Below are 25,014 nucleotides of genomic sequence, written 5' to 3'. Positions count from 1 at the left end.
CAATGAGATCGAGCCATCAATGATGGCGTGAAAGGTCTGGAGGCAATTCAATGTTTAAGTCCAAAGCGCATGACCGCGCGTACGATGATTTTGCCGATCTGCTTGACACGACGATTTACCAACCGCTGCCTGACGAGTGGCTCGTCGGAATAACGGATGTCGTCGACTCCACTTCGGCGGTGGCTTCGGGCCGATACAAGGACGTCAATTTTGCGGGCGCATCAGCAATCGCGGCACTCGGAAACGCCTGGAACAGCTTCGACTTTCCATTCGTCTTTCGCGGCGATGGTGCCGCCTTCGCCCTTCATCCTGGGAGGTTGGAAACGGCGACAGCGGCTCTCCGGCAGACAGTCGAGTACATCCGCCACGTCTTCCAGCTAGACCTGCGTGCAGGCCTGATCTCAATGAAAGAAGTCCGAGCGTCCGGAAACGACGTCAGAACCGCCCGATATTCCGCCTCCAAGGCGGCTACGTATGCCATGTTTGCTGGCGGCGGGCTGAACTGGGCGAACCGGCAAATAAAGGCCGGAAAATATATGATAGAACACAATCTCACACGCAGCGCCCCGGACCTAATAGGACTAACCTGCGAGTGGGCCCCCATCCCCAGCCAGAGCGGCGAGATACTCTCCCTCTTGGTAGAACCCGTGGATCATACAAAGTCTGCAATGTTCGCGACGCTGGCGAAACAGATCGTAGCAGTGTTCGACGAGGGCGAACGGCGCTCCCATCCTGTGCCGAGCGACGTTGTCATCACCGAGGATGTCGCAGAATATCTCGGCGGTGGAGATTGGGCGGATGTCGTCTCGAATTCCGACTATCGCAGATACGACGATGTTCTACGCCTGACGTTGGATTGCACGTCAGACCAGATCGAATCGGTTGAGGCCCTGCTTGTCCGTGCCAGAAATCGCGGAGAGATCAAGTTTGGCCTGCACCGGCAGACCCACGCCCTTATGACCTGCCTTGTCCCATCCAGCAACAAGGGTTCTCACCTACATTTCCTGGACGGCATGGGTGGCGGGTACACAAAGGCTGCGGAAATGCTCCGATAGCTCCTCAATTTCTCTAAGCCCCCGAGAAAACTGAAAATAAGTCCAGTCACGAAAGGACGTTTCAATGAAAACGCTTCGCAATATTGTCTGCGCACTCGCATTAATCGCGACTGCGTTACCCTCAACCGCCGCTTGGGCTGATCCGTTACAGCGCACCGATCTTCTCAAGAATGACATTGAGGTTCCGGGCTACCAGATTGTGCAGGTGCGCGTCGATTTTGCCCCAGGTTCGCTAGCTCCGAGACATTCGCATCCGGGAGAAGAGGTAGCTTATGTACTCGAAGGGACGCTGCAGTACGAACTTGAGGGGCACAAATCGGTGACCCTTTCTGCCGGACAGACGCTCTTCATTCCCGCTGGTGTTGTTCACGCGGCCAAGAATATGGGCACTGGCAGTGCATCGGAGCTGGCGACTTATGTTGTTCGCAAAGGGGAACCGCTCGTTGCGCCTGCGAAATGAGGTGAGGTCGGTCGGGGTTTTCAAACCAGCACCGTCAAATCGCAAATCCCGGCTGGTTGGCCGGGCTCCACGTCCAGGTACGGCTGCTTAGGGGCCGGTAGGCGTCATGGCTCAACAGCTGCCATTTCCCGACCATTCCCCCGTCCCTCGCGGTCGTTGATATACTGACGGCATTGGTTTGTTTGGAAAATAGGAAGGCTGCGTCCTCTATCCATCGAACAAGGGAAAGGCCGAGAATAGAATTGAACTTGGAGATGAACTCGAGCCGGAGGGGTGGACAACGGCGACTAAGTGCGACAGAAATTGCAACATCTTGCAAACTCTGAGGCGTCTATGACTTGGTTGGATTATGGAAGAATCCTGCTGTGGTTGTCCTCGGGCATTGGAGCAGCACGGATTGCGGCAGTTAAGAAGCGACGATGGTACCTTTGGCTTCCGATCGGCCTAATCCTCGTTCCGTTCGCCACCGTGGGCATTGCGCAGCTCCCGAGCATTAGAAAGCCTGGAGAAGTTGACGCATAACAAGGCAGCAACCCTTCTTTAAATGGAAGCGTTAATGGCTGCTTTGGGCCCGATATCGTTGAAAAACTCGACGGATTATCCGCTCACACGCCCTTTTCGGTCTTTTGGGCGGTGCACTATGCTGCGATCTGCCTACGCCTTAGCGCAGGGTATCGGTCGATGCCGCCCTCAAGCGGCGATGGCACCGCATGGCGGCATCTGAGGCCTGAGTTTGGCCAGCCTCCTCAGGTTCTGTGCGGTTGCGGCAAGCAGGAATTCGTCTCTCGCACCACACGGCCCTCGAAGCCTTAAACGTGCCATCCGTAGTATGCGCTTGAGGTGAGCGAAGAGCATTTCGACCTTCTTTCGACGATGCCGTGACTGCTCATACTCCGGTGTCTTGGCAATCGCTCGGGCGACATCGCGTGCATCCTCATTGAGATCGCGCGGTACTTTGCGCATAGGCATGTTCGGGCAGCATCGAGGCTTCAGTTCACACTGATCACAGTCCTTCTTGCTGGCACGATAAAGCCGGGTTCCCTCGGCCGTGATCCCCGATCTGGGTGGGTCGTAAGTGCGGTGGAATTGTTTCAGCTCCTTTCCGGCAGGGCAAAGGTATTGCTCCTTCTCGGCTTCCCAGGTGAAGTCGGAACGCGAGAAGGTGCCATCCGTCCGCTTCGACTTGTCGAAGACCGGAATGTGCGGCGCGATCTCCTTCTCGTTGACCAACCAGGCGAGGTTGTCGGCAGAACCGTAGGCACTGTCGGCCGCGAGGTAATCGGGCCGCAAGCCGAAGCGGTTCTCGGTCCTGCCGAGCATTGTGCGGGATGCACCGACCTCCGCCTGGCGGATCGCCCGTGTCGCCTCCACATCCAGAATGACGCCGTGGTCTGTATCGATCAGATAGTTGGTCGCATAGGCGAAGAAGGCGTGGCCTTTGTGGGCACCGGTCCATTGGGCGGCCGGATCAGACGAGGAGATGAACTTCGGCGTGACCGGCGAGGCAGCGCCGAAAGCAGCATCATCGAGAACAGCCAGATATTCCTGTACCGAGCGTCCCGCATCTTCTTTGGCTTCCCATTCCGATCCTGGTACCGAGCGCTGCTTGTTTGCATCCGCCGCGATCAAGCTGGCATCGACTGCAAATCCTTCCGTACCAACCAACCCTTGAGAGAGGCAGCGCTCCACTACCGTTTCGAACATATGCCGCAGGATGTCGCTTTGCCGGAACCGGCCATGGCGGTTCTTCGAGAAGCTTGAGTGATCAGGGACCTTGCCGTCCAGACCGAGGCGGCAGAACCAGCGATAGGCGAGATTGAGGTGGACCTCTTCGCAAAGCCGTCGCTCCGAGCGAATGCCCATGGAATAGCCGATGATCAGCATTCGCATCATAAGCTCGGGATCAATCGAGGGGCGACCCGTGGCGCTGTAGAAAGGCTTCAAGTGCGCTCGTACGCTGTCGAGTTCGAGATGGCGGTCGATCCCGCGCAGCATGTGGTCGGCAGGAACGTGATCATCAAGGCAGAAGTCGTAGAAGAGCTGCGCTGGAGCTGTCTGGCATCCCATCATCACTCAATCCCCCGCAAATCAATGCGACGATTGAATCATGACATCCCAATGCCGACAACGGTTAGTTTTTCAACAGTATCGGCCCAATAGCGGCCGCCCACCCCCACACCCCTTCATCATGGGAGGGGATTACGACTGCCTCAAGAACCAGAACGCGCCGCCGCCAATCACCATAAACGCAATGAACAGGAGTATGAAGCGGCCCAGCCCAGCGTTGACATTCGTATGTTCGCCGACAATTGCGTAGAAAAATTTTTCCATAGTGAGACCCCAGCAAATTCAGAATTCCAAGCGGCCTATACCAAGCCCGCCTCACCATCGGAAGCCGGAATAGTCAAGGCTGGGCTGTTTCCACCCGCACAGAGGGCGTTGGGGCGTCATGGCAGCTTCACCTTTATGTCGGTCAGACACGCCGCTCTGACATGCACCCGAAAGCAGACATCCCGACGTCACGTCTCCTGCGCGCCGATATCGTTGAAAAACTCGACGGATTATCCGCTCACACGCCCTTTTCGGTCTTTTGGGCGGTGCACTATGCTGCGATCTGCCCACGCCTTAGCGCAGGGTATCGGTCGATGCCGCCCTCAAGCGGCGATGGCACCGCATGGCGGCATCTGAGGCCTGAGTTTGGCCAGCCTCCTCAGGTTCTGTGCGGTTGCGGCAAGCAGGAATTCGTCTCTCGCACCACACGGCCCTCGAAGCCTTAAACGTGCCATCCGTAGTATGCGCTTGAGGTGAGCGAAGAGCATTTCGACCTTCTTTCGACGATGCCGTGACTGCTCATACTCCGGTGTCTTGGCAATCGCTCGGGCGACATCGCGTGCATCCTCGTTGAGATCGCGCGGTACTTTGCGCATAGGCATGTTCGGGCAGCATCGAGGCTTCAGTTCACACTGATCACAGTCCTTCTTGCTGGCACGATAAAGCCGGGTTCCCTCGGCCGTGATCCCCGATCTGGGTGGGTCGTAAGTGCGGTGGAATTGTTTCAGCTCCTTTCCGGCAGGGCAAAGGTATTGCTCCTTCTCGGCTTCCCAGGTGAAGTCGGAACGCGAGAAGGTGCCATCCGTCCGCTTCGACTTGTCGAAGACCGGAATGTGCGGCGCGATCTCCTTCTCGTTGACCAACCAGGCGAGGTTGTCGGCAGAACCGTAGGCACTGTCGGCCGCGAGGTAATCGGGCCGCAAGCCGAAGCGGTTCTCGGTCCTGCCGAGCATTGTGCGGGATGCACCGACCTCCGCCTGGCGGATCGCCCGTGTCGCCTCCACATCCAGAATGACGCCGTGGTCTGTATCGATCAGATAGTTGGTCGCATAGGCGAAGAAGGCGTGGCCTTTGTGGGCACCGGTCCATTGGGCGGCCGGATCAGACGAGGAGATGAACTTCGGCGTGACCGGCGAGGCAGCGCCGAAAGCAGCATCATCGAGAACAGCCAGATATTCCTGTACCGAGCGTCCCGCATCTTCTTTGGCTTCCCATTCCGATCCTGGTACCGAGCGCTGCTTGTTTGCATCCGCCGCGATCAAGCTGGCATCGACTGCAAATCCTTCCGTACCAACCAACCCTTGAGAGAGGCAGCGCTCCACTACCGTTTCGAACATATGCCGCAGGATGTCGCTTTGCCGGAACCGGCCATGGCGGTTCTTCGAGAAGCTTGAGTGATCAGGGACCTTGCCGTCCAGACCGAGGCGGCAGAACCAGCGATAGGCGAGATTGAGGTGGACCTCTTCGCAAAGCCGTCGCTCCGAGCGAATGCCCATGGAATAGCCGATGATCAGCATTCGCATCATAAGCTCGGGATCAATCGAGGGGCGACCCGTGGCGCTGTAGAAAGGCTTCAAGTGCGCTCGTACGCTGTCGAGTTCGAGATGGCGGTCGATCCCGCGCAGCATGTGGTCGGCAGGAACGTGATCATCAAGGCAGAAGTCGTAGAAGAGCTGCGCTGGAGCTGTCTGGCATCCCATCATCACTCAATCCCCCGCAAATCAATGCGACGATTGAATCATGACATCCCAATGCCGACAACGGTTAGTTTTTCAACAGTATCCGCCACGAGCAGACATTTTCTTATCCTGCTATGCTTGCCGGGCAGTTCGATTGATCGCGTCTATCGTTGTTGAATAGAGAGCGGTCGGTAAATCATGTCCCATGCCATCGATCAACATCAGATCAGCATCTGGTATCGACGTGGCAGTGTCTTCGCCGCACTCGGGCGGGAAGAGCGGATCGTCCGTTCCATGGATGACTAGCGTCCGCTTAGCGATTGTTGCCAGACGACGTCGACGGTCGCCCGTCACTGCCATGGCGGCGATCTGGCGACCGGACCCACCGGGATCATAGGCACGACGAACTTCTTCGAGGACCAGGCGTCGATGGCCTTCCTCGTCGAAAGGGTGACCCGAACCAGCGATACGGCGTGCGAAAGCGAGATGACGGGAGAGGAAGGCGGCTTCGTCGACGAAAGGATCGGGTGCTGGCCGCACCATCATCGCCATCGCATCCGGTGCGGCTTGGGGCAGCGTAGGATTGCCTGTGCTGGACATGATCGAAGACAAGGAAAGCACCCGGTCCGAATGATCGCTGGCCATGATCTGGGCGATCATGCCGCCCATCGACCGACCCACGACATGTGCCTTGTCTATGTCCAGAGCATCGAGCAGGCCGACTGCGTCCGCAGCCATGTCGTTGAGAGTGTAACAAACCTGTGGCCTTTGCCCCGACATCAGCGCCGCCGCCAGCGCGTTGAAATCCAACGGCGGGTAGTGGCGAAAATGGCTTGAACACCCGGCATCGCGGTTGTCAAAGCGGATCACGCGGTAGCCACGCCCGGCCAGTTCCTCACAGAACGGAACCGTCCAACGGATCATCTGCGTGCCCAACCCGGAAATCAGCAGAATAGAGTCCTGGTCCTCATCGCCGAAGCTGTCGTAGGCGAGGTTGATCCCATTGGCTGCGACGATCTTCACAATCAATCTTCCTGATCAGATTGGCTTGCATCGCCTTGGAAAGCCAGCCGGATGGCCTGCGTGCGAATGTCGTGCGGCCAGGCGGCAACGCATCGCTCGACGCCCGGGCGGTCGTTGGCAAACACGGCGCGGATCGCCTCCTCGTATCCTGGCAGGTCTCCAGCGATAGCTTGCATAAAATGGTAGGCGGCATCCTGACCCGCGCGTTGTTGTTGGCGGGGGTTTCCGCTTCGTTTGGCGTTATCCACCAATCTTCGCAACGTTGCGGAAGCACCGCCAGACTGACTTGCGAGCCATTCCCACTGTCTTGGCAGCAGCGTAACTTCCCGCGCCACCACGCCCATTTTCGGCCGTCCTTTACCTCGGGCGCTGGGCCTCGCAGCCGGTTCGGCAGTATCGAGCGGCTCCTCAGGTGGCTGGCGATAGCGACCGACATAGGAAAGGGCAGGCTGCGACACCCTTTCAGCGATGTCAGCCTCGGTACCGCGATAATCCACATCAACGAGGCGGCCAGTCGCATCGTCGAAAACAAGGATAGCCTGCGACCCGTCCGCCTCCGCTGCCTGCTTAACGGCGAGTGTAACCTCGACGAGCGAGCCGGATAGGATGAGCCGATGGCCAACGAAAGCCATAAATAATTTGGAAATTGAGCTTGACACGTTAAGCACCCGTGGACGATGCCTATTATTATCCGGGTAATAATCCCACGTCAATATTACCCGGATGGAAATCGTGAGTTGATGAAGGCAATTCTCGTATTTGGCAAGAAAATGGAGAACGTCGATAGCTCATCGACCACTCTGACCATTATAGGTTGCGGACAACTCACCAAGTTCGCTTTGGGCCGGAAGGCGTCAAACGCTCGGCAGCTTCGCGCCGCCAAAAGCCGTCATCGCGTTCGGGAGCTTGCGCGGAATGAAGGCGGCAGGCAAGGTCCCTTAACGTGTCCGAAAGTCAGTCGAGGAGTATCCAGCAGGTGCGCGTACCCTTTTTTCAAGTCGATGCGTTTACCAGTCAACGCTTTGCGGGAAACCCCGCTGCGGTGATGGTTCTTCCGAGTTTCCCCGACGATGCGACGATGCAGGCGATCGCTGCAGAAAACAACTTGGCCGAAACCGCATTCCTGGTTTTGCAATTGGGTCAGTATCACCTGCGCTGGTTTACGCCAACGGTCGAGGTCCCGCTGTGTGGCCACGCGACACTTGCCACGGCGGCGGTAATCATGGAACGTCTGAACCTTGGCCTCGACGAGGTGGTCTTCCAAACGGCGAGCGGCCCCCTTCCCGTGACACGATCGAGCGATGGCTACGTGATGGATTTTCCTTCCCGGCCATCGGACATTGTTGCCCCTCCGCATGGAATTGCTAAAGCGTTGGGCGTGGCTCCCATGGAGGTCCACGTCAACCAATACAATTATCTCGCAGTTCTCGATCATGCCAAAACAGTCCGCGACCTCGCGCCCGACTTCGTGGCCATAGCGGGCCTTGACCGCCCAGGGATAATTGTTACGGCCCCGGGTGACGACGGATATGATTTCGTTAGCCGTTACTTTGCGCCCGCCAAAGGTATTCCTGAAGACCCCGTCACCGGCGCAGCCCACTGCATGCTGGCACCATTTTGGGCCGCCAGGCTCAAGAAGACGACCTTTCATGGTTATCAGGCTTCCCGTCGCGGCGGTGAGATCGATTGCCAACTCGTCGGGGACCGGGTTAACCTTGTTGGTCATTGTGTCTTCTACCTGGAAGGCCAAGCCGAGATATGAGGAATATTGGACAAAGCGGACGCGACTCATTTTGGCCCCTTCCTTTGGGTCGAGAGGCGACAAAAGTCGGCAGCTGCGCGTCAACCGCGGTGAGAATTCAGAAGTTCGTTCTAAATGATGCGGTTCCTTCAACTGTCGACATCTTGATCACAAGGGGGATCAATGCGAACGCCACTGCTCCTGCCAATCCTGCTCCGATGACGACCCACAGCGAGCCATGTACGCCGATCCCCGCCATGGACATCGACATGAACACGGGCGCAATGGCGGACGTCACCTGCTTCGCGGACGTACACCATCCGAGCCTGCTGCCGTAGCCATTGCGGCCGAATAGCTCGAGGGGCAAAGTTCCGCCGACGATGCTCGTCAGCCCAGACCCCAAACCCATGCAGACGGCGAAGAGCACGGCTCCCGCGAACCATGGAATTGTGGAAAGCAGGATCACGATCCCAATCGGCATCAGCACGGCCGCGATGACCGCCAGCCACATCTGTGGAAGGCCGCCGCCGAACACCAGGTTGATCAGGCGGCTTGCTACCTGGGCCGGGCCAAAGAGCGAGGCTATAAGCAGGCCCGCAGTCCCAAGGCCAAGCGCCTGCGTGAGGGGCACCATGTGGACCAGCATTGCCGAGAGCGCGTAGCCTTCGATCGCGAAGCCGAGGAGCATGAGTACGAAGATCAAAGTGCCGTTTCGCATCGGGGTCGCGGTTTCCTCCGGACGCACGGCGCGAGCCGCCTGAACTGCTCCGGAGGTAAGCCGGGCAAGTCCGACGTGGACTGGCAGGCAGACGAGAATGTGCATGGTGGCGTACACCATCAAAACTTCCCGCCAGGAAATCCAGCCGTGCAACCATGTTGTTAGAGGCCAGAACAGGGAGGATGCGAAACCCGCAATCAAGGTGAGATGAACGATCGAGGTCCGCGATTTCCTGCCTCCAGCCTGCACGATCGCGGTGAAGGCAGTCGAATAGAGGACCCCGGCGGAGACCACCTGCATCAGCGTGAGCGATACTGCGAAGCCCACCGGTCCCGACGAGATCGAAGTCAGGACTAGCGTTAGCGTCGAACCTATTGATCCCATCGCCATCACCCTTCCCGCCCCCCATCGGTCGGCGAGCTTGCCGGACATGGGAGCGGCGAAAGCTCCAATCAGCAACGCCACGGAGAAGATTCCGAATACCCATTGTTCAGACACCGCCAGATCATGCGCGATGTCGGGAACCAGAATGCTCAGGCAATAATAGAGCGTGCCGTAGCCGATGATCTGTGTCGCCCCCAATCCGAAGAGCACCCACACTGGCAGTTTCGCTTCCATCATCGTCAAACGCTCTCGACCACTCTCTTCGGTGCGGCGACCGAGCCACATCCACATCCAGGCTTTCCTTCGTCCTTTGCGATGGCGTCGGAGACGCAACAGGCGTCCTCGCGCGTTGGAGCCGGACCGCCGCAACAGCCGCCAGATGCTGTCGCGATGAATACCGAGCATACCCCGGTTTCCGGGAGAACAAGTTCCACCCGCCGGGCGGCTTCATGATCTCCCGCGATCTCGGCAACCACCGAACGGACCTGCTCATACCCGGTCATCATGAGGAAAGTCGGCGCGCGGCCGTAGCTCTTCGAGCCGACGATGTAGAAGTCTTTCTCCGGATGCTTGAGTTCCTCGACGCCATGCGGCGGCACTGTCCCGCAGGAATGGAAGTTCGGGTCGATGAGGGGAGCCAGTGCCGGCGGCGCTTCGACAGCGGGATCGACCTCGATGCGGAGCTCTCTGAGGAACGAGAAATCCGGACGAAACCCTGTCGCCACGACGATTTGGTCGACCGTCAATTGGGCCTGCTGGTCTCCAGTCCGCGCCAACACGGTCGTTTGACCGCCATCGGACACGATCGATTCGGCCGAAAACGACGTCAGCATGTTCAACCGACCATCATCCATCGCCTTCTTGGCTGCCAGTCCGAGAGCGCCCCGTTCCGGCAGCTGGTCGTTCAGGCCTCCACCGAGCAGACGATCCACACCCCGATGCTTGAGGGCCCAGAAGATTTCGGTGTTCGGATCGGTGTCTTGCAGGTCCATGAGCGCAATGGCGACGTTGATCGCGGAATGGCCGCTCCCGACCACGAGTGTCCGCTTGCCGATGAACTCTTGCCTGAGCGAACCGACTACGTCTGGAATGCCATACGAGACCTTTGTTGATGCTTCCTCTCCCGCGACGGGAAGCCCGTCCGGTCCCATGGGGTTCGGCTGGCTCCACGTTCCGGAGGCGTCGATCACGGCGCTGACCACGACATCGCGTTCGCCCTGCCCGTCGGTGTATCGAACGACGAAGGGCGCGTCCTCCCTTCCAGCCGAGGCGAGCTTGGTCAGTCCCTTCCTGGTGACGGCCTTCACGATCGCGCCCAGCATGAGGCCCTCCGCGATGCCAGGAACCCTCGATAGCGGCACGAGATAACGTTCAACGATCTCCCTCCCGTTCGGCAGAAAGTCCGGAGCGGGCGCGGTCCAATCAGTGGCTTCGAGCAATGCCCGCGCCGCGTCGTCGATGTTGTAGCGCCAAGGGGAAAAAACCCGGACATGGCCCCATTCAAGCAGTGCCGCGCCGACCGACACGCCCTTTTCAAAGACGAGCGGTTGGATTCCACGTTCTACGAGCCGAGCGGCTGCGGCGAGGCCAACAGGTCCAGCCCCTATGACGGCGACGGGAAGCAAATTCTTGGAGGTTGTCATACGCCACTCCTTTCGTATTTCCAGAAGTTTCGAAGTATTCTTGCAAAAAAAGGGACGGTCACACGGCCGCCACCTCAGGACGTTTGACACAGTTGGCGTCGGCGCAGCACTCGTCGACCAGATAGCCGACAAGGCCGTGCATGCCGTTGTAGTTGGCGCGACTGATGAGCGTTGTGGCTTGGCGGTCCTGCACCACAAGCCCGGTGTCGATCAGGCGCTTGAGATGGTGCGACAGGGTCGAAGCCGGGATGTCCAACTTGTCCTGTAGACGGCCGACGGCAAGACCGTCCTCGCCCGCGCGCACCAGCGTCCGGTAAATCCGCAGACGGGTGACGTTGCCGAGAGCTTCCAACTGCGCTGCCGCTTTTTCGATATCCATGGAAATAAGATAACTTCGAGGGGCCGCGTCGTCAATTGCTATTTCGACAGTTACCGAAATAGCATCACACCGCCGACGTGAGGTTGACGCGCGCTTCCAACTTGACCGCCTCCTCCTTGCGTTCGCTGTAGCGGTCCGTCAGATAGGACGAGGCGTCGCGTGTCAGCAGCGTGAACTTCATCAGTTCCTCGCAGACATCGACGACTCGATCATAGTACGATGACGGCTTCATCCGGCCGTCGGCATCGAACTCCTGGAATGCCTTGGCGACCGAACTCTGGTTTGGGATCGTGATCATCCGCATCCAGCGCCCGAGCAGCCGCATGGTGTTCAACGCGTTGAATGACTGCGAGCCGCCAGATACCTGCATTAGGGCGAGAGTCTTGCCCTGCGTCGGTCGGACCGCGCCGATGGAAAGCGGTATCCAGTCGATCTGCGCTTTCATGATTCCGGTGATCGCCCCGTGCCGCTCTGGGCTGACCCACACCTGCCCCTCCGACCACTCGGAGAGCTGGCGGAGTTCCTGGACCTTGGGATGGCTCGCGGGCGCGTCGTCGGGGAGCGGCAAGCCGGAGGGATCAAAGAACCGGACCTCGGCCCCGAAACGTTCGAGAAGCCGTCCCGCTTCCTGCGCAAGGAGACGGCTGTAAGAAACCTGCCGTAGCGAGCCGTGGAGTATCAGGATGCGAGGCGGATGGGTGGAGAATGCCGGACGCAAAGCTTCGAGATCGAGCGCGCGCAGATGGCGTCCGTCGGCCGCCGGGAGATCAGTCAATGCGCTTGCCCTCCTCGTCAAGAAGACGTTCGCCGTCTTCTTTCGTGAACGGGCCATGGAAGATGTCGTCGGGCAGGATGTCGAGAACGACTTCGGACGGCCGGGACATTCGCGTTCCCATGGGGGTGACCACAAAGGGACGGTTGATCAGTATGGGATGAGCGAGCATCGCGTCGAGAAGCTGGTCGTCGGTCAGCGAAGGGTCGGCGAGGCCGAGTTCGGCGTAAGGCGTGCCCTTTTCGCGGATCGCCTGCCGGACGGTCAGGCCCGCGTCAGCGATCATGGTGACCAGCTTCTCGCGAGTGGGCGGGTGTGAAAGATATTCAATAACGGTCGGCTGGATCCCGCCGTGGCGGATAAGCTCGAGCGTGTTGCGTGACGTCCCGCATGCGGGGTTGTGGTAGATCGTGACTGGAAAGGTCATTCGGCACCTTTGGGATTGATCTGGATTTTGGAAGGGAGAGACTGGTCGGCGAGCAACCATCCGGTCAGCGCGAGCGCCAATAGAGCGCCCACCACCTCCGCTGCGGCAAAGCCCGGCACGTCGATCGGCCGGATGCCCGAGAAGGTGTTCGTCAGCGAGCGGGCTATCGCAACCGCTGGGTTGGCGAACGAGGTCGATGACGTGAACCAATAGGCTGCCGTTATATAGAGGCCGACAAGCCATGGCACGGCATCTCCGCGGAAGCGAACGCCCGCAAGAATCGTGAAGACAAGGCCGAAAGTAGCGACGGCTTCGGCCGTCCATTGCGACATGCCACTCCGGACCGTTTCGGACAATTGGAGGACCGGAAGGTCGAACATGAGATGAGCGATCCATGTTCCAAGGACGCCTCCCCCGATCTGGGCAAAGACGTATCCGATGGAACCCGAAGCAGTGATCTCCCGGCGCAGCGCAAAGACCAGTGTTACGACCGGGTTGAAGTGTGCGCCGGAGAGCGGGCCGAGGATCGTGATGAGAACGACAAGGATCGCGCCGGTCGGAATGGTGTTGCCGAGGAGCGAGATCGCAGTGTCGTCCGAGAGCCTGTCGCCCATTATTCCAGACCCCACGACAGTGGTGACCAGAACAGCGGTGCCCAGCGCCTCGGCGACGAGGCGTCGGCGGATATCGAACATCACCGTCAGCCTGCCTTAGTCGGGTTGCGGCCGATCTCATGGAGGTGTGTCTGGAGCGCAAGCTTATCGATGGAGGACATCGGCAGGTTGACGAAAATCGAGATGCGGTTGTTGAGCATTCGATAGGCATCGTCGAACGCCAGGTGCCGCTCAGTTTCCGTACCCTCCGCCGCCGCCGGATCGGGTAGACCCCAATGGGCAGTCATCGGTTGACCGGGCCAAACAGGACAGGCCTCAGCGGCCGCGCTGTCGCAGACAGTGAAAACGAAATCCATCCGCGGCGCGCCGGGTGCAGCGAATTCGTCCCAGTTCTTCGAGCGGGCGAAGCTCGTGTCGTAGTTCAAGCCCTTCAGAAGCTGGAGCGTAAATGGATGAACCTCTCCTTTGGGATGCGACCCGGCGGAGTAGGCTTTGAACTTGCCGCGGCCCACCCTGTTCAGGATAGCCTCGGCGATGATGGATCGTGCGGAATTGCCCGTGCACAGGAACAGCACGTTGTAGATTTGATCTGTCATCTTGGTTCTCGACGGTTGACTCAGGTTAAGTGGGAAGCCTCCTTGGGAGGGCAGCACGGGGTCAATTCCTTGATCAACGGAGCGCAAAGTTCGGCGTTGCCGCCACAGCAGTCCTGAAGGAGGTAGAGGGTAACTTGACGAAAATGATCGAGATCAGCCCGGTAAATGATGGAGCGGCTTTGGCGCTCTCCCGAAATGAGCCCGGCGGTGGCCAGGATTGAAAGGTGAGCGGACATTGTGTTCTGGGGTACGCCGATCAGACGGGCCAGCTCCCCGGCTGCAACACCCTCGGGTTCCCGCTCCACGAGGAGCCGGAAGGTCTGGAGCCGGGTCGGCTGCGCCAAGGCCGCAAGCGCGGCGATCGTATTAGTCTCATCCATATATCCAGAATAACGGATTTAAACTTGTTGTCAAGATGACTAGTGAGCCTCAAGTCGGCATTGGTCCTGCAGCGCGTGCGATAGCCGAGACATTCGCCCCCGGCAGAAACGTCTCGGCAATCAGCCGCGCCTTCTCGTCATCCGGCCAATCGCGCGGCTTACGTCTCGACCGTACCGGTGTTGCTGTCAAAACCTCAAAGGCACGAGCCTGATTCACACTGTCGCTCATAGGATTCTCCGCATGATTCATGCCGAAAATGAGCCATTTTACGCCCCCCCCCCGCTACGTGGGGTCGCCTGCGCGCTTACGCGTGAATTGGAGGCCATTCCCGAAGACGATATCGAGGACCGCATGGAGCTTCTGGCAAGCAAGGTTCCTGGCCTTCCACTCCTCGCCGATTGCCTTGCCAAAGATCAGCAGCTCAAGGAGAAACAGGAGCTGACTGCGAAGATCCTGGGCCGTCTAGGCCCCGACGAGCCCGGCACCAGCGCCTCAATTCCCTGGCAGTCGTCTCTCGCCTACAAGGACATCTTCGACAATCTTCTCGCCAAATCTCCGGTCTTGACGAGAGCCGACATCGAGGAAGCGAAGAACATCCCCCTTCCCACTGGTGGCAGGGGTTATTTTATCGAGGAGTTGAAAACGAGAAGACGCGATGGCTCGCTGACCGAATGGCATTGGCCCCTCATCATCATTACGGATGACGGCAAGAGGTACTTTCTTGAGGGCGTCTGGAACCTGTACTCGATCGAGACCGCAAACAAGGACGAGCAGCTACTCGCCGATTTGTACGGCGACGTCACTAAAAACTTCAAGAGGATGCCCGCACCCGACACGACCTTCCAGCGGTTCCACGGCGGCACAGCTATCGGCCCTGAGGACATGACGCTTGGCGGCGAGTACGAACCCGAAAGCACCTACGCAGTGAATTCCGAGAAGGCTTTCGGTTGGGACGCCGAGAAAGAAGGACGGCCCTTCTGGCATGTCAGGAACGTCCTGGAGTTCCAGAACCTTTCACCAGAAAGGCTTCACCATCTCATCGCCGTGGCGAGCCTGGTCAAAAAGAGCAACGACAAGGGCTCACCTCTGAGCACCGGTACCCACTATATTCTGAACTCCTGTGTCACCCTTTTGATCGCAGCCCTGTTCTACGACGATCCCGAACTTCAAAACAGGCCGCTGCATGACCTGATGATCACGCTCAGCGAAAAGGCCGACGTCATTCACTTCTCCAACGACCCGACAACGACGGTCGAAGATTTCCTGAACGGACGCAACGGGTTCTGCCAAAGCGATGCCGTTACATTCAGGAGACAGGTGATCAAGTCCATGAAAATGCCGACACTCCGCGAGAGCTACGACAAGAAACCTCCCGTCATCTCCTGCTACTTCACCAATCATCTGCAGCCGAAAAAGCCCGTTGCCAAGCTTCTCAGCGCCGCAGAAGAGCTCTCCCTGCAAGCCTTGAGGAAAATGGCGGCTGACCTTCCCTAGAGAGGGTCACCGTCGATTAGAAGGAAAAGCCAGATCGGGTTTCAAAAAAGGGCTGTTGGTACCGAGGCATTCCCTGCGACTAGCGCACCACAGTCATTACCGTTCAATTGATTACACTCGTTTGCCAGATAGAAGTAGTTTAGCTTGTCAGACATTAATTCAAGACCGTTTTCTACTTGACTAAATCTCTGCCCGCCTCTTCCTTGTGAATTCGCCCTGCCTCCCGAAATCACTGCAAGCGCTGCTGCCCCTGCCCACGAGGATGAATTTGACCTGTCCGCCAGTTAATCAGTTCTTGTCGGAGAACATTCTTAATCTCTCTTCGAGGGATAGCGTTCAGTTTACACGCACATATATCCTGCCAAGCGAAAATTGCTTTCACATCGTTTCGCCCTGCATAACCGCAGGTTATAGTCTTTAAGGCTTTGAACTCGCACTTATTGACGGGTCATCAAATCTCGCCTAAATCACACACACCGTTTTAAGAACAGTGCTTATCGCAGCGGAAATAAAGAAACGAAGACAGAGACTTAGGGGTTAACTGCCCTGACTCTCAACCAGTAGGTCGTGGGTTCGGGCCCCGCCGCGCTCCCCACACAATCAAACACATAGCAGAGTTGGGCCACGTCCGTCTGCGCCAGGGGGTCATGAATGGCTAAGAAGCAAAAACTGGAGCATTCTGAACTTGCCGGCGAATTTGCCGAAGACGGCGTCACGGTGCTCGTCGATATATACCGCCCTGCCGGAAGCCAGAACGACTGGGTACTGGAAGTCGTGACCGAAGAGGATGACGTCACGACGTGGGAAGAGCCCTTTGCGACGGATCGTGAAGCGTTCGACGAATTCCTCGCAACCGTCGCCCGGGATGGGATTCGCTCATTCTTCGACGGCGACGATCCGATCGTTCATTGATCCGCTGAAGATCCATCTGAATTGCGCGACGGTTGCTACCAGGCCGCTCTTCCGTCCCGCGGAATACGCTGCTTCGTGAGGCGCAGCTTCAATGGACTTTGCCCGTAATGGCCGCGAAAGCTGCGCGAGAACGCCGAAAGGCTATCGAATCCTGATCGCAAAGAAATTTCGCTAACCGCCAGGTCCGTATCGATAATCAGCCTTTGCGCGGCCTGCAAACGCAGGCGCAGATAATAGCGGCCAGGGCTTGTCTCCAGCCCGCGAGAAAACAACATATCGAGTTTTCGCCGCGAGTAGCCAAGCTTGCGGGCGAGCACATCGAGCGACAAAGGCCGGTCTATCGTCTTTTCCATGAGACGAATGGCCTGGGCCAGATCCGGCGCCTGATGCTGCATTCGTCCGAGAGATATGACCGGCTGGGCATCCGTTGCCGCATGGATTTCATCGTAGACAAATATGCTGGCGACATCGAGTGCAACGGCCGCGCCAAAGTGTTGACGGATGAGATGCAGCATCATGTCGAATGTTGGCGAAGCACCTCCGGATGTCCAAAACTTCCCCTGCGCGACAAAACGGTCGGCCTGGACCTGCACGTCGGGAAAACGGGCCGTAAAATCCTCGATCTCCTCCCAATGGGCCGTGGCCGGTCTGCCATCCACGAGGCCAGAGCGGGCCAGCAACCAGCACCCGGATTCGATGCCGGCAACACATGCAAATCGCCGAGATGCGGTCTGTAGCCGGGCAATGAAGCCACGGCCAGCATTTCTATCCAGATTGAAGCCGCCGATGACAATCAGCAGATCGCCACGCTCCTGCCCCGTGAATGCACCTTCGACCGGAACGTCTATGCCTGCCGTCAACAGGGCCGCCTCCCCGCTTGGCGATTTGATGGACCACCGGAAGAGCCGCCGAGCGGCCGCCCGGTTTGCTGCGCGCATCGGATCTAAGACGCAGGCCATCGACATCAAAGAAGATTCCGGCAGCAAAACTACCAGTACCTCCAAGGCTTGCGTGGCATAGTGTGCCTCTGAGGGGCTGGTAAAAGACGACATGCGGAAAATGTCAAATTTTCTGCGATCAATGTCAAATGCGCATGGGGACTTCAGGCATCATGTTTATGTCGAAAGACGCTGCTTTCAATGCCGCTCATTTGCGGAGCAGCGAATTCCCCCAGTCCGACCATCTACCGGCCGGGCCGTACGGTGCAACGCCGGCGGCCCGTTTTTTTATTCGCGGATACGAGCTGATTCTTGGGGCGCCTCAGACGCTGGGGCTCTGGACGTTTATCTGCCACACGCCAAGCATGCTGAATACGCGCCACAAGAAAGAGGACGACAATACCGGCCGTCACAGCAAACGCGGCAATCAGCCAGTGGCCGAACCCAAGCGCGAGCCCGATCGCGCCTGCAAGCCACATGCCCGCGCCCGTGGTCAGCCCCCTAACCTCGCCTTTTGAAAGCACGATCGTGCCGGCCGCAAGAAAAGCGACGCCTGCAGTTACCGCCTCGACAACACGCAGGGGATCAATTCGAACCTGCTCGTCAGACAGGCCGGGCATGTGAACGCTTTCAATAGAAATCACCGCGAACAAGCAGGCCGCCAGGCTGATAAGCATATGCGTCCTCAACCCTGCGGCCTTGTCGCGCGCTTCCCGCTCAAACCCGATGACTGCACCAAAAAACAGCGCACCACAGAATCGCGCGATCATTACAGGGTAGGAAATCTGCGTTTCGGGAAAAATATCAGCAAGAATGGCATCCATAAGCCTTGAAACGCCCGATATACCCCCTGGTTCCACCGAGACTTCGGACGCCCCATCTCCCTCAAAAAAACGGCCTGGAACGATTGCCGCTTTGGGACGTTTGGGGAGCTTAAACGCAGCACTTGATACCAAACATCATGAACTCGCCGAGCCCGTCACGCGTTGTGCACAGGCTCCTGATAAGTTTGCATGCCTGTCACATGCAGTCCGACATTGGCATGCTCTAACGGATCGACCTTCCGCGGCCAGGAAACCCTGGTCAGAACGGACATCTGGAGGCCGGCATGCAGAGTGTGCACACAGTTGGAAAAGAATCCATAAAGCCGCTGACGCAAAACGACACCGCGGCCTCAGACTACCGGCAATTCATGATTCGCGAACTTCTGATCTGGGTCGTCGGCGTCCCCGTCCCCGTCGCAGCCATCATCGGTCTCTTCGTCCTCTAACGCGGAGAAAATCTGATTTTTCACCGTCCAAAGTGTCACATGTCTCAATGATGCGCAATTTTGTGATGGGCAATCGCTTTATAGGTTGCAGCACCCCGGCGAAGCGTGTATCTCCCCGCCATCGAAAGATACGGAGTGTAGCGCAGTCTGGTAGCGCATCTGGTTTGGGACCAGAGGGTCGGGAGTTCGAATCTCTCCACTCCGACCATCATCATTGAATTGGTTTGTATCTTAAAGTTCCCCTGAAACGCTGCAGACGGCCCGAAGGGCGGTGAATTGAAGCGTCCGCTCACCCTTGCCCAGCCATAACCGACGCTCCTGGCAGCCACCGCATGGCATTCCCTCGCTGCAATCAAGCGCACAGTTGAGGAACATTCCTCCTCAACGATTGTTCTCTTCGTGACAAGCGGCATTGCCGCGCGCATTCAAGCGAGGACTTCTGCCCCATGACCGCGAGAAATATCCTGTTTGCGATGATCTGCATGTTCTGCGCCGCGGCGCTGCTTCTGCTTTACAATTCCTATTACCGGCCCGTTTCGATGAGCGGATTAGGATTGCCTGCCGTCACGGATCGAAGCTGAGGCGAAAAACTAACGATCGAAACTGAAATTGTAGAACGAAGACGGATCGTTGATGCAGGCATATTTGAGCACGCACTGCTGTCCTTTCGCATCGCGAACGGTAACGGTCGTATACATATCTCCGAGGTTGCAACGAGCAGGCGGATAACGGAAGCTGCGACCGCCAAAGCCGGTGCGGACAAATACCTTTTTGTTGTCGCGGATAATTTTGCCGATCGCGGCGCAATCATGATCACGCGCATTTATGTTCAGCGCATCGGCGGCAAAGCTCGTCGAGGGCAGCAGCAGGCCAACAGCGAAAATCAATATCTTCATGCCGGCAACTAAGCAGCCCTTGCCTTTGTTTTCAAATCAATTCTGCGTGGTTGGACCGACGGCATAAACGCGCGAGCGGCGCACGCCGCTGGCGGAAACCCAAGCGCCTGCGGAAGAAAGGGCCGCCATAACAGCAATGAAGGAGAAGGAAAGCGGGTAGCCGGTTTCCCGACCGTAGATGCCACCGGCTGTCAGCAGATGATGGATAGCAAGCCCATAGGCAACGGAAACAACCACCGCCCCGCACCAGAAGAGCTTGCCGAATCTGAAACCAAAAATTTTCATATCTCCCCCGACGGGGTTGTTTGAGCAAAAAAACGCGGCACAGAAAAGCGCCAATTCTGGATCGTTCTTATCTACCCACAGGCCATTGTCGCCGAACGCAGCCTGCTCCCGCGGGGAAACACACGTCATCGCGGTGCAACCAGCCAGGTTTGTAAGAAAATCCGCGTTTTGGCGCCATGAAAGCCATTCCGTTTTAACCTGTTCTGCGTTATGGCTTGATCAGCGACCGGATCAGCGATCCGGCGACAGAAGGAAGCTGGAAAGAGTTCGAGATATGTCCGCCAAAATCTATCGACCGGCAAAAACCGCCATGCAGTCGGGCCAGGCAAAGACGCATTTGTGGGTGCTCGAATTCGATCAGGAAACACCGCGGACTATCGATCCGATGATGGGCTATACGAGCTCGCGCGACACCCGCCAACAGGTCAAGCTGACCTTTGAATCGGCAGAACTGGCCGTTGCCTATGCGGAACGCAATGGCATAGAATACCGCGTCATCGCCCCGAAAGAACCGACCCGCAAGAACGTATCCTACAGCGATAACTTCCGTTACAGCCGCATGCAGCCCTGGACCCACTGAGGTCATCGACATTCCGGCGAGGTGGAAAGACCTTGTCGCAAGGCCCCTTAGCTCAGTTGGATAGAGCACCTGCCTTCTAAGCAGGTTGTCGCTGGTTCGAATCCAGCAGGGGTCGCCATTTTCCCGTTATCTGTACGTGAGATCGATAGTTTACGTTCGACGCGCGGCGAATGTGATGCGGCGCGAAACGTTGCTGTGCCGCATGCCACTAATCTCGCGAGGTCGAATGCCCGTTTTTGCTTCCACCGGTACAATCTTCGCAGCCGCGGCTTTGTGCGAGATCGCAGGCTGCTTCGCATTCTGGGCGTGGCTGAAGTTGGGGAGATCGGTTTTGTGGCTGGCACCCGGCATGCTGTCGCTGATCGCGTTTGCCTATCTTCTGACGCTGGTTCCAAGCTCAGCCGCCGGCAGGGCCTATGCTGCCTATGGCGGCATCTACATTGTTGCGTCGTTGTTATGGCTTTGGCTTGTCGAGGGACAACAGCCTGATCGCTGGGATCTTTCCGGTTCGGCGCTGGCGCTGGTCGCATCCGCAATCATTCTTTTCGCACCGCGAGCAGGCTGAGAGAACCTTATTGCCCTTTGATACGATCTGAAACGACCGTGTCGCCCTCCGCCAGGCCAAGCCTTTTCACCGTTCCCGCATTCAATTCAACGACGAAGGCGACCGGCTCCCGGGAATCGATGATCGTTTCGGACAGTGGCACGGCATTTTCGCGGACCGTCGCGATCTTGCCGTCCTGACGGAGGAACAGCATGTCGAGTGGAAGATAGGTGTTCTTCATCCACATCATCACCTGCCGCGTCTGGCCAAAATCAAACAGCATGCCATGATTATCAGCCATCTCGCGCCGGTTCATCAGGCCTAGCGCTCGCTGATCACTGTCAACGGCAAGCTCCACGGTGAAATCGTGCTTGTGGCCATCGGCGGTGACAATGGTGAGTGGTGCAACATCAAAGGTGACATCGGCAGCAAGCACGGCCATCGCCGCGAGATACAAAAAAAGCGCCGCGAGGGCGCTTGCTGCAATTTTGGCAAACGGCCGCATCAGTGCGAACGCCCTGTCGGCATCGGAACATCCGGATGGATTTCGGCAGCCATCAGTCCCTTGTCGCCATCGCCGAAGCGCACGAGCACGGTCTGGCCCGGACGCAACTCCGTAAGACCGAAGCGCCGCAGCGTTTCCATGTGAATGAAGATATCTTCGGTGCCATCGCCGCGGGTCAGGAAGCCGAAGCCCTTGGTGCGGTTGAACCACTTGACGAGAACACGCTCAAGGCCACTCGTCGGGGTAACCTGAACATGGGTTTTCACCGGTGGCATCTGCGAGGGGTGGACGGCGGTGGATTGATCCATCGAAAGAATACGGAAGGCCTGATATCCGCGATCGCGCTTCTGGATGAGCGCTACGACCCGGGCGCCCTCGAGAACAGTCTGATATCCATCCCGGCGCAGACAGGTGACATGAACCAGAACATCCTGCATACCGTTATCGGGAATGATGAAGCCGAAGCCTTTGGCGACATCAAACCACTTGATAACACCGGTAATCTCGATCAGGTCGAGCGCATCGCTGCCAAAATCATCGCCCGGCGTAACGCCCTTAGCTGATATTCTGTCCGCCATTCCCTGCCAGCCCCTCGATTACGCGTCACATCAATACGGTTAACTGATTCTTGAAGCAAGATAACATCCACCAGGCGCATCTGCGCAAGGGTTTCGGTGAATTTTGCCTTCGATTCACCATAGTTGCCGAGGCTTGCCTCTGGCTGGCCGTCCGCTAAATATAGCCACCTTCGCCAAAACAAGGATATAACAATGCGTTATCTGCACACCATGGTTCGCGTCAAAGATCTGGACGCCGCTCTTCACTTTTATTGCGATCTCTTCGGGCTGACCGAGATCAAGCGGTACGAGAACGAAAAGGGCCGTTTCACTCTGGTATTCCTTGCAGCACCCGGCGATCTCGACCAAGCAAAGTCGGCTCTCTCACCCTGCCTGGAACTCACTTACAACTGGGACACCGAAGACTATACCGGTGGCCGGAACTTTGGTCACCTCGCTTATGAAGTCGATGATATCTACGCCATCTGCCAGAGCCTGATGGACAACAGCGTCACAATCAACCGTCCGCCGCGCGACGGTCACATGGCATTCGTGCGTTCGCCGGACGGTATTTCCATCGAAATCCTGCAGAAGGGCGAAAGCCTTGCGCCGCAGGAGCCATGGCTTTCCATGGGTAACACCGGCGTCTGGTAAGCCCCGCACAATCCGGCCGGGCGATACCTCGCTCTATCGTTCGGCCTGATGCGCCCTGCTGCTCGCCAGCCGGTCATCCAGCAACCGGCAGCAGACACTCCAGCTTAGAGCGGGGATCAGACGGTGTTTCAAGTTCATGGGTCCATGAAAGGCCTGCGCCATCTTGGTAGCGGCGTGGCATTTGCTGCATCGCTGCTGATGGTAAGCGCTTGCACGTCGACGACAACGCCCTCCAAGGCAGGCCTGGATTCCCTGCTGGAAGACGTGGCGCAAGCGGATATTGCGACTGCATCGGACGGCACCACTGAAACACAAGCCGCCGCAGGTCCTCAGGACCAGCAGGTTGCAGCAGTCGGCGCCGCCCAGCAGGAAGCCGGCTATCCCACGCAAACCGCGATGATGCAGGGGAACGATGGACAACCAGGTCCGATCGTCCTGCAAAGCACGAGCCTCAAGGCAACCTCCAACAGCATTTTTTCCACCCAGCCCGCCCGCGCACTGGTACCGATGCAGCAACAGACGCCCGGAGGGGCGACGCCCGCCTCCAACAGCCTGTTCAATACCGGGCAGATGCCGCAGGAACCCGTGCCAGATTCCGTCGATGATGGTGCGGCCAAAAAGGTTATCGTGCCGGGGAAAGCCGGCCCCATTCCTGGCAAGGACGGCGAATCGAGCCAATCCAAGACCGCCGGCGAAGACGAGGTGAGCGCGGCCTCCCCTATCCCAACCACATCGGCGGAAAATGAGGTCGCCACGGTTCAGCATGTTGCTCAACCGAAAACAGGAGGTACCGGTAGGGAAGCCCCGGCAGACGTTGCCGAAGCTCTTTCACTCGGCGGGCTTTTCGGAGCAAAACGAAAGGCGCGTGCTGGCGCAGCACAAACGGAACTGCCCCACGACCAGGTGGCCGCACTCGGTTATACGGCGTGGCCGAGCAGCCGCGCGATTTCCATGTTCGCGACCGTTGACGATAACGATCCGAGTCACGACGACGAGAGCCCTGCCATCGAGATGGCTTCGCTGCCCGGACTTGCTCGCCTCGCGCCGAACGGTCTGTGGTTGCAGACCGAAAAGGTCGAGACCGGCTGCTTCAAACCGGAGTTGATGGGCATCCTCAAGTCGGTCGAAAAACGCTACGGACAGAAGGTGCTCGTAACCTCGGGCCATCGGGACGTCGCGCATAATGTCGCCGTGGGTGGCGCGCCGCGATCACGTCACATTACCTGCGAAGCCGCTGATATCCAGGTGCCCGGCATCACCAAATGGGAGCTTGCCTCCTATCTGCGCACCCTCCCCGGTCGCGGCGGTGTCGGCACGTACTGTCACACACAATCTGTCCACGTCGACGTCGGCCGGCCGCGTGACTGGAACTGGGGCTGCCAAGCCAAGACCTGACAAAGCAATGTTTTCACATCGTTTTTCAGGTTTTCACAGCGCTGTCTCCAGCCAGCCACTTTTTTACAGAAAAATGAAAATTGCGGCTTGCGGTTATCGGATCGCCTGACTATAAGACGCCCACACAGCGCGTGCGCCCTTCGTCTATCGGTTAGGACACCAGATTTTCATTCTGGGAAGAGGGGTTCGACTCCCCTAGGGCGTACCATCCTGTGACTTCCCCAAACATGATTTCAAGTAGCTTTTCGAGAGCCGGATTTTGTCGTGTACCCGGTTTTTGTATGATCTCCCCCAACGACTTGCATGCACTGTCGGCGGGTCAAATTATCTTTAGAAAAGCATGAAAATCCGAAGATTGGCGCTTGCGGCTTTGGAACCTCCTGACTATAAGACGCCCACACAGCGCGTGCGCCCTTCGTCTATCGGTTAGGACACCAGATTTTCATTCTGGGAAGAGGGGTTCGACTCCCCTAGGGCGTACCATCCTGTGACCTTCCTACTCGAAGAAATATGAAGTTGCGGTCCACCCTTGTTCGGTAATCCGCATGCAGTCTGTCGTCAAATGGACGGCGGTTACGTGGAGTTCGGCTGCTGGCCGAATTCGATTACGAAAGACGCAAAAACCATTGAAAATCCAGAGATTGGCGCTTGCGACTTTGGAGTTACCTGCCTATAAGGCAGCCACCGTGTGCGCCCTTCGTCTATCGGTTAGGACACCAGATTTTCATTCTGGGAAGAGGGGTTCGACTCCCCTAGGGCGTACCATCTCTCCGCTTAGCCG

General features: G+C 57.9%; 31 protein-coding genes and 5 tRNA genes. 16 read left to right on the top strand and 20 right to left on the bottom strand.

Annotation, left to right across the window (positions count from 1 at the left end):
- Window positions 1-50: 50 nt before the first annotated feature.
- Both QO002_RS11875 and QO002_RS11870 read left to right on the top strand, forming a co-directional pair.
- The gene (locus tag QO002_RS11875; protein WP_307229866.1) at window positions 51-1,055 is read left to right on the top strand and encodes a DUF3095 family protein; all 1,005 of its coding nucleotides are present in this window, start codon (window positions 51-53) and stop codon (window positions 1,053-1,055) included.
- A gap of 64 nt (window positions 1,056-1,119) precedes the next feature.
- A complete protein-coding gene (locus QO002_RS11870; protein ID WP_307229863.1) occupies window positions 1,120-1,515 on the top strand; it encodes a cupin domain-containing protein in 396 nt (131 codons plus the stop codon).
- A gap of 690 nt (window positions 1,516-2,205) precedes the next feature.
- Here QO002_RS11870 and QO002_RS11865 read toward each other — a convergent pair.
- The 5 genes from QO002_RS11865 to QO002_RS11845 all read right to left on the bottom strand — a co-directional run bounded on the left by QO002_RS11865 (window position 2,206) and on the right by QO002_RS11845 (window position 7,180).
- Window positions 2,206-3,585, bottom strand: coding sequence for a transposase (locus QO002_RS11865; protein ID WP_307228781.1), 1,380 nt, complete (start codon window positions 3,583-3,585; stop codon window positions 2,206-2,208).
- A 129-nt stretch (window positions 3,586-3,714) separates the two neighbouring features.
- On the bottom strand, window positions 3,715-3,846 hold the full coding sequence (locus QO002_RS11860) for a hypothetical protein (RefSeq protein WP_307229861.1): 132 nt from the start codon (window positions 3,844-3,846) through the stop codon (window positions 3,715-3,717).
- Between the two features lie 323 nt (window positions 3,847-4,169).
- The gene (locus QO002_RS11855; protein WP_307228781.1) at window positions 4,170-5,549 is read right to left on the bottom strand and encodes a transposase; all 1,380 of its coding nucleotides are present in this window, start codon (window positions 5,547-5,549) and stop codon (window positions 4,170-4,172) included.
- Between the two features lie 108 nt (window positions 5,550-5,657).
- Entirely contained in the window at window positions 5,658-6,548 is an 891-nt protein-coding gene (locus QO002_RS11850) for an alpha/beta fold hydrolase (RefSeq protein WP_307229859.1), read from the bottom strand.
- A 2-nt stretch (window positions 6,549-6,550) separates the two neighbouring features.
- A complete protein-coding gene (locus QO002_RS11845; protein WP_307229857.1) occupies window positions 6,551-7,180 on the bottom strand; it encodes a DUF2239 family protein in 630 nt (209 codons plus the stop codon).
- A gap of 344 nt (window positions 7,181-7,524) precedes the next feature.
- On the opposite strand from QO002_RS11845, the gene QO002_RS11840 reads away from it, so the two are divergent.
- Window positions 7,525-8,310 carry a PhzF family phenazine biosynthesis protein gene (locus tag QO002_RS11840; protein WP_307229855.1) on the top strand — a complete coding sequence of 262 codons (786 nt, stop codon included), beginning with the start codon at window positions 7,525-7,527 and terminating at the stop codon, window positions 8,308-8,310.
- A 97-nt stretch (window positions 8,311-8,407) separates the two neighbouring features.
- Here the strand turns inward: QO002_RS11840 and arsK are convergent, their stop codons facing one another.
- The 9 genes from arsK to QO002_RS11795 form a co-directional block, all read right to left on the bottom strand.
- Window positions 8,408-9,676, bottom strand: a complete 1,269-nt coding sequence (arsK, locus tag QO002_RS11835) for an arsenite efflux MFS transporter ArsK (protein ID WP_307229852.1) — start codon at window positions 9,674-9,676, stop codon at window positions 8,408-8,410.
- Window positions 9,631-11,034 (bottom strand): FAD-dependent oxidoreductase, encoded by a 1,404-nt coding sequence (locus QO002_RS11830; protein WP_307229850.1) that lies wholly within the window; start codon window positions 11,032-11,034, stop codon window positions 9,631-9,633. Before QO002_RS11830 ends, arsK begins: the two co-directional genes overlap by 46 nt.
- A 58-nt stretch (window positions 11,035-11,092) precedes the next feature.
- Complete coding sequence (locus QO002_RS11825) at window positions 11,093-11,413, bottom strand: ArsR/SmtB family transcription factor (RefSeq protein ID WP_307229848.1); 321 nt, start codon at window positions 11,411-11,413, stop codon at window positions 11,093-11,095.
- Between the two features lie 64 nt (window positions 11,414-11,477).
- Window positions 11,478-12,245: an arsenical resistance protein ArsH gene (arsH, locus tag QO002_RS11820; RefSeq protein WP_307229846.1), complete on the bottom strand. Its 768-nt coding sequence runs from the start codon at window positions 12,243-12,245 to the stop codon at window positions 11,478-11,480.
- Window positions 12,181-12,612, bottom strand: coding sequence for an arsenate reductase (glutaredoxin) (gene arsC, locus QO002_RS11815; protein ID WP_307229845.1), 432 nt, complete (start codon window positions 12,610-12,612; stop codon window positions 12,181-12,183). The genes arsH and arsC overlap by 65 nt, the downstream gene beginning before the upstream one ends.
- Window positions 12,609-13,307 (bottom strand): aquaporin, encoded by a 699-nt coding sequence (locus QO002_RS11810; RefSeq protein ID WP_307229843.1) that lies wholly within the window; start codon window positions 13,305-13,307, stop codon window positions 12,609-12,611. The genes arsC and QO002_RS11810 overlap by 4 nt, the downstream gene beginning before the upstream one ends.
- Window positions 13,308-13,312: 5 nt before the next feature.
- The gene (locus tag QO002_RS11805; RefSeq protein WP_307229841.1) at window positions 13,313-13,822 is read right to left on the bottom strand and encodes an arsenate reductase ArsC; all 510 of its coding nucleotides are present in this window, start codon (window positions 13,820-13,822) and stop codon (window positions 13,313-13,315) included.
- Window positions 13,823-13,842: 20 nt separating this feature from the next.
- Window positions 13,843-14,202, bottom strand: a complete 360-nt coding sequence (locus tag QO002_RS11800) for an ArsR/SmtB family transcription factor (protein WP_307229839.1) — start codon at window positions 14,200-14,202, stop codon at window positions 13,843-13,845.
- Between the two features lie 49 nt (window positions 14,203-14,251).
- Entirely contained in the window at window positions 14,252-14,431 is a 180-nt protein-coding gene (locus QO002_RS11795; RefSeq protein ID WP_307229837.1) for a transposase, read from the bottom strand.
- A gap of 12 nt (window positions 14,432-14,443) precedes the next feature.
- Here QO002_RS11795 and QO002_RS11790 point away from each other — a divergent pair, with 12 nt between their 5' ends.
- A complete protein-coding gene (locus tag QO002_RS11790; protein ID WP_307229835.1) occupies window positions 14,444-15,697 on the top strand; it encodes a hypothetical protein in 1,254 nt (417 codons plus the stop codon).
- Between the two features lie 651 nt (window positions 15,698-16,348).
- On the top strand, window positions 16,349-16,609 hold the full coding sequence (locus QO002_RS11785) for a hypothetical protein (RefSeq protein WP_307229833.1): 261 nt from the start codon (window positions 16,349-16,351) through the stop codon (window positions 16,607-16,609).
- 35 nt (window positions 16,610-16,644) lie between these two features.
- On the opposite strand, the gene QO002_RS11780 is transcribed toward QO002_RS11785, so the two are convergent.
- Entirely contained in the window at window positions 16,645-17,661 is a 1,017-nt protein-coding gene (locus QO002_RS11780) for a GlxA family transcriptional regulator (RefSeq protein ID WP_307229831.1), read from the bottom strand.
- 131 nt (window positions 17,662-17,792) lie between these two features.
- On the bottom strand, window positions 17,793-18,371 hold the full coding sequence (locus tag QO002_RS11775) for an MgtC/SapB family protein (protein WP_307229829.1): 579 nt from the start codon (window positions 18,369-18,371) through the stop codon (window positions 17,793-17,795).
- 284 nt (window positions 18,372-18,655) lie between these two features.
- Here QO002_RS11775 and QO002_RS11770 point away from each other — a divergent pair, with 284 nt between their 5' ends.
- From QO002_RS11770 to QO002_RS11760, 3 genes are all read left to right on the top strand, one after another.
- Complete coding sequence (locus tag QO002_RS11770; RefSeq protein ID WP_307229827.1) at window positions 18,656-18,817, top strand: hypothetical protein; 162 nt, start codon at window positions 18,656-18,658, stop codon at window positions 18,815-18,817.
- 131 nt (window positions 18,818-18,948) lie between these two features.
- Window positions 18,949-19,025 (top strand) — tRNA-Pro (locus tag QO002_RS11765).
- A gap of 238 nt (window positions 19,026-19,263) precedes the next feature.
- The gene (locus QO002_RS11760) at window positions 19,264-19,398 is read left to right on the top strand and encodes a hypothetical protein (RefSeq protein ID WP_307229825.1); all 135 of its coding nucleotides are present in this window, start codon (window positions 19,264-19,266) and stop codon (window positions 19,396-19,398) included.
- A gap of 9 nt (window positions 19,399-19,407) precedes the next feature.
- Here the strand turns inward: QO002_RS11760 and QO002_RS11755 are convergent, their stop codons facing one another.
- Entirely contained in the window at window positions 19,408-19,713 is a 306-nt protein-coding gene (locus QO002_RS11755) for a hypothetical protein (RefSeq protein ID WP_307229823.1), read from the bottom strand.
- A 36-nt stretch (window positions 19,714-19,749) separates the two neighbouring features.
- Window positions 19,750-19,998, bottom strand: coding sequence for a hypothetical protein (locus tag QO002_RS11750; protein ID WP_307229821.1), 249 nt, complete (start codon window positions 19,996-19,998; stop codon window positions 19,750-19,752).
- A gap of 274 nt (window positions 19,999-20,272) precedes the next feature.
- Between QO002_RS11750 and QO002_RS11745 the strand changes: the two genes are divergently transcribed.
- The 3 genes from QO002_RS11745 to QO002_RS11735 all read left to right on the top strand — a co-directional run bounded on the left by QO002_RS11745 (window position 20,273) and on the right by QO002_RS11735 (window position 21,143).
- Entirely contained in the window at window positions 20,273-20,578 is a 306-nt protein-coding gene (locus tag QO002_RS11745) for an ETC complex I subunit (protein WP_307229818.1), read from the top strand.
- 41 nt (window positions 20,579-20,619) lie between these two features.
- Window positions 20,620-20,696 (top strand) — tRNA-Arg (locus QO002_RS11740).
- Between the two features lie 108 nt (window positions 20,697-20,804).
- Window positions 20,805-21,143: a YnfA family protein gene (locus QO002_RS11735; protein WP_307229814.1), complete on the top strand. Its 339-nt coding sequence runs from the start codon at window positions 20,805-20,807 to the stop codon at window positions 21,141-21,143.
- Between the two features lie 7 nt (window positions 21,144-21,150).
- On the opposite strand, the gene QO002_RS11730 is transcribed toward QO002_RS11735, so the two are convergent.
- Both QO002_RS11730 and QO002_RS11725 read right to left on the bottom strand, forming a co-directional pair.
- Window positions 21,151-21,627: a DUF192 domain-containing protein gene (locus QO002_RS11730; protein ID WP_307229812.1), complete on the bottom strand. Its 477-nt coding sequence runs from the start codon at window positions 21,625-21,627 to the stop codon at window positions 21,151-21,153.
- On the bottom strand, window positions 21,627-22,205 hold the full coding sequence (locus QO002_RS11725) for a cold-shock protein (RefSeq protein WP_307229810.1): 579 nt from the start codon (window positions 22,203-22,205) through the stop codon (window positions 21,627-21,629). The genes QO002_RS11730 and QO002_RS11725 overlap by 1 nt, the downstream gene beginning before the upstream one ends.
- 192 nt (window positions 22,206-22,397) lie before the next feature.
- Here QO002_RS11725 and QO002_RS11720 point away from each other — a divergent pair, with 192 nt between their 5' ends.
- From QO002_RS11720 to QO002_RS11700, 5 genes are all read left to right on the top strand, one after another.
- Complete coding sequence (locus tag QO002_RS11720) at window positions 22,398-22,838, top strand: VOC family protein (protein ID WP_307229807.1); 441 nt, start codon at window positions 22,398-22,400, stop codon at window positions 22,836-22,838.
- 144 nt (window positions 22,839-22,982) lie between these two features.
- Complete coding sequence (locus tag QO002_RS11715) at window positions 22,983-24,233, top strand: D-Ala-D-Ala carboxypeptidase family metallohydrolase (RefSeq protein ID WP_307229804.1); 1,251 nt, start codon at window positions 22,983-22,985, stop codon at window positions 24,231-24,233.
- A 133-nt stretch (window positions 24,234-24,366) separates the two neighbouring features.
- Window positions 24,367-24,441, top strand: a tRNA-Glu gene (locus QO002_RS11710).
- 200 nt (window positions 24,442-24,641) lie between these two features.
- A tRNA-Glu gene (locus QO002_RS11705) sits at window positions 24,642-24,716 on the top strand.
- 207 nt (window positions 24,717-24,923) lie between these two features.
- A tRNA-Glu gene (locus QO002_RS11700) sits at window positions 24,924-24,998 on the top strand.
- The last annotated feature ends 16 nt before the right edge of the window (window positions 24,999-25,014 follow it).

It is taken from the genome of Pararhizobium capsulatum DSM 1112 (genome assembly GCF_030814475.1).
Lineage (GTDB): Bacteria > Pseudomonadota > Alphaproteobacteria > Rhizobiales > Rhizobiaceae > Pararhizobium > Pararhizobium capsulatum.
The sequence above is the reverse complement of the archived record's forward strand: the minus strand, read 5'-3'. Positions and strand labels throughout refer to the sequence as shown.

Excerpts from the sequence above, each read along its gene's own strand:
- QO002_RS11845 (WP_307229857.1), bottom strand. The coding sequence starts at position 7,180 with ATGGCTTTCGTTGGCCATCGGCTCATCCTATCCGGCTCGCTCGTCGAG.
- QO002_RS11745 (WP_307229818.1), top strand. The coding sequence starts at position 20,273 with ATGTCCGCCAAAATCTATCGACCGGCAAAAACCGCCATGCAGTCGGGC.
- arsC (WP_307229845.1), bottom strand. The coding sequence starts at position 12,612 with ATGACCTTTCCAGTCACGATCTACCACAACCCCGCATGCGGGACGTCA.
- arsK (WP_307229852.1), bottom strand. The coding sequence starts at position 9,676 with ATGTGGCTCGGTCGCCGCACCGAAGAGAGTGGTCGAGAGCGTTTGACG.
- QO002_RS11755 (WP_307229823.1), bottom strand. The coding sequence starts at position 19,713 with ATGAAGATATTGATTTTCGCTGTTGGCCTGCTGCTGCCCTCGACGAGC.
- QO002_RS11870 (WP_307229863.1), top strand. The coding sequence starts at position 1,120 with ATGAAAACGCTTCGCAATATTGTCTGCGCACTCGCATTAATCGCGACT.
- QO002_RS11825 (WP_307229848.1), bottom strand. The coding sequence starts at position 11,413 with ATGGATATCGAAAAAGCGGCAGCGCAGTTGGAAGCTCTCGGCAACGTC.
- QO002_RS11860 (WP_307229861.1), bottom strand. The coding sequence starts at position 3,846 with ATGGAAAAATTTTTCTACGCAATTGTCGGCGAACATACGAATGTCAAC.
- QO002_RS11800 (WP_307229839.1), bottom strand. The coding sequence starts at position 14,202 with ATGGATGAGACTAATACGATCGCCGCGCTTGCGGCCTTGGCGCAGCCG.
- QO002_RS11730 (WP_307229812.1), bottom strand. The coding sequence starts at position 21,627 with ATGCGGCCGTTTGCCAAAATTGCAGCAAGCGCCCTCGCGGCGCTTTTT.
- QO002_RS11735 (WP_307229814.1), top strand. The coding sequence starts at position 20,805 with ATGCCCGTTTTTGCTTCCACCGGTACAATCTTCGCAGCCGCGGCTTTG.
- QO002_RS11770 (WP_307229827.1), top strand. The coding sequence starts at position 18,656 with ATGCAGAGTGTGCACACAGTTGGAAAAGAATCCATAAAGCCGCTGACG.
- QO002_RS11775 (WP_307229829.1), bottom strand. The coding sequence starts at position 18,371 with ATGGATGCCATTCTTGCTGATATTTTTCCCGAAACGCAGATTTCCTAC.
- QO002_RS11760 (WP_307229825.1), top strand. The coding sequence starts at position 19,264 with ATGACCGCGAGAAATATCCTGTTTGCGATGATCTGCATGTTCTGCGCC.
- QO002_RS11715 (WP_307229804.1), top strand. The coding sequence starts at position 22,983 with ATGAAAGGCCTGCGCCATCTTGGTAGCGGCGTGGCATTTGCTGCATCG.
- QO002_RS11855 (WP_307228781.1), bottom strand. The coding sequence starts at position 5,549 with ATGATGGGATGCCAGACAGCTCCAGCGCAGCTCTTCTACGACTTCTGC.
- QO002_RS11720 (WP_307229807.1), top strand. The coding sequence starts at position 22,398 with ATGCGTTATCTGCACACCATGGTTCGCGTCAAAGATCTGGACGCCGCT.
- QO002_RS11875 (WP_307229866.1), top strand. The coding sequence starts at position 51 with ATGTTTAAGTCCAAAGCGCATGACCGCGCGTACGATGATTTTGCCGAT.
- QO002_RS11790 (WP_307229835.1), top strand. The coding sequence starts at position 14,444 with ATGATTCATGCCGAAAATGAGCCATTTTACGCCCCCCCCCCGCTACGT.
- arsH (WP_307229846.1), bottom strand. The coding sequence starts at position 12,245 with ATGGCCCGTTCACGAAAGAAGACGGCGAACGTCTTCTTGACGAGGAGG.
- QO002_RS11795 (WP_307229837.1), bottom strand. The coding sequence starts at position 14,431 with ATGAGCGACAGTGTGAATCAGGCTCGTGCCTTTGAGGTTTTGACAGCA.
- QO002_RS11750 (WP_307229821.1), bottom strand. The coding sequence starts at position 19,998 with ATGAAAATTTTTGGTTTCAGATTCGGCAAGCTCTTCTGGTGCGGGGCG.
- QO002_RS11830 (WP_307229850.1), bottom strand. The coding sequence starts at position 11,034 with ATGACAACCTCCAAGAATTTGCTTCCCGTCGCCGTCATAGGGGCTGGA.
- QO002_RS11810 (WP_307229843.1), bottom strand. The coding sequence starts at position 13,307 with ATGTTCGATATCCGCCGACGCCTCGTCGCCGAGGCGCTGGGCACCGCT.
- QO002_RS11805 (WP_307229841.1), bottom strand. The coding sequence starts at position 13,822 with ATGACAGATCAAATCTACAACGTGCTGTTCCTGTGCACGGGCAATTCC.
- QO002_RS11785 (WP_307229833.1), top strand. The coding sequence starts at position 16,349 with ATGGCTAAGAAGCAAAAACTGGAGCATTCTGAACTTGCCGGCGAATTT.
- QO002_RS11725 (WP_307229810.1), bottom strand. The coding sequence starts at position 22,205 with ATGGCGGACAGAATATCAGCTAAGGGCGTTACGCCGGGCGATGATTTT.
- QO002_RS11865 (WP_307228781.1), bottom strand. The coding sequence starts at position 3,585 with ATGATGGGATGCCAGACAGCTCCAGCGCAGCTCTTCTACGACTTCTGC.
- QO002_RS11780 (WP_307229831.1), bottom strand. The coding sequence starts at position 17,661 with ATGTCGTCTTTTACCAGCCCCTCAGAGGCACACTATGCCACGCAAGCC.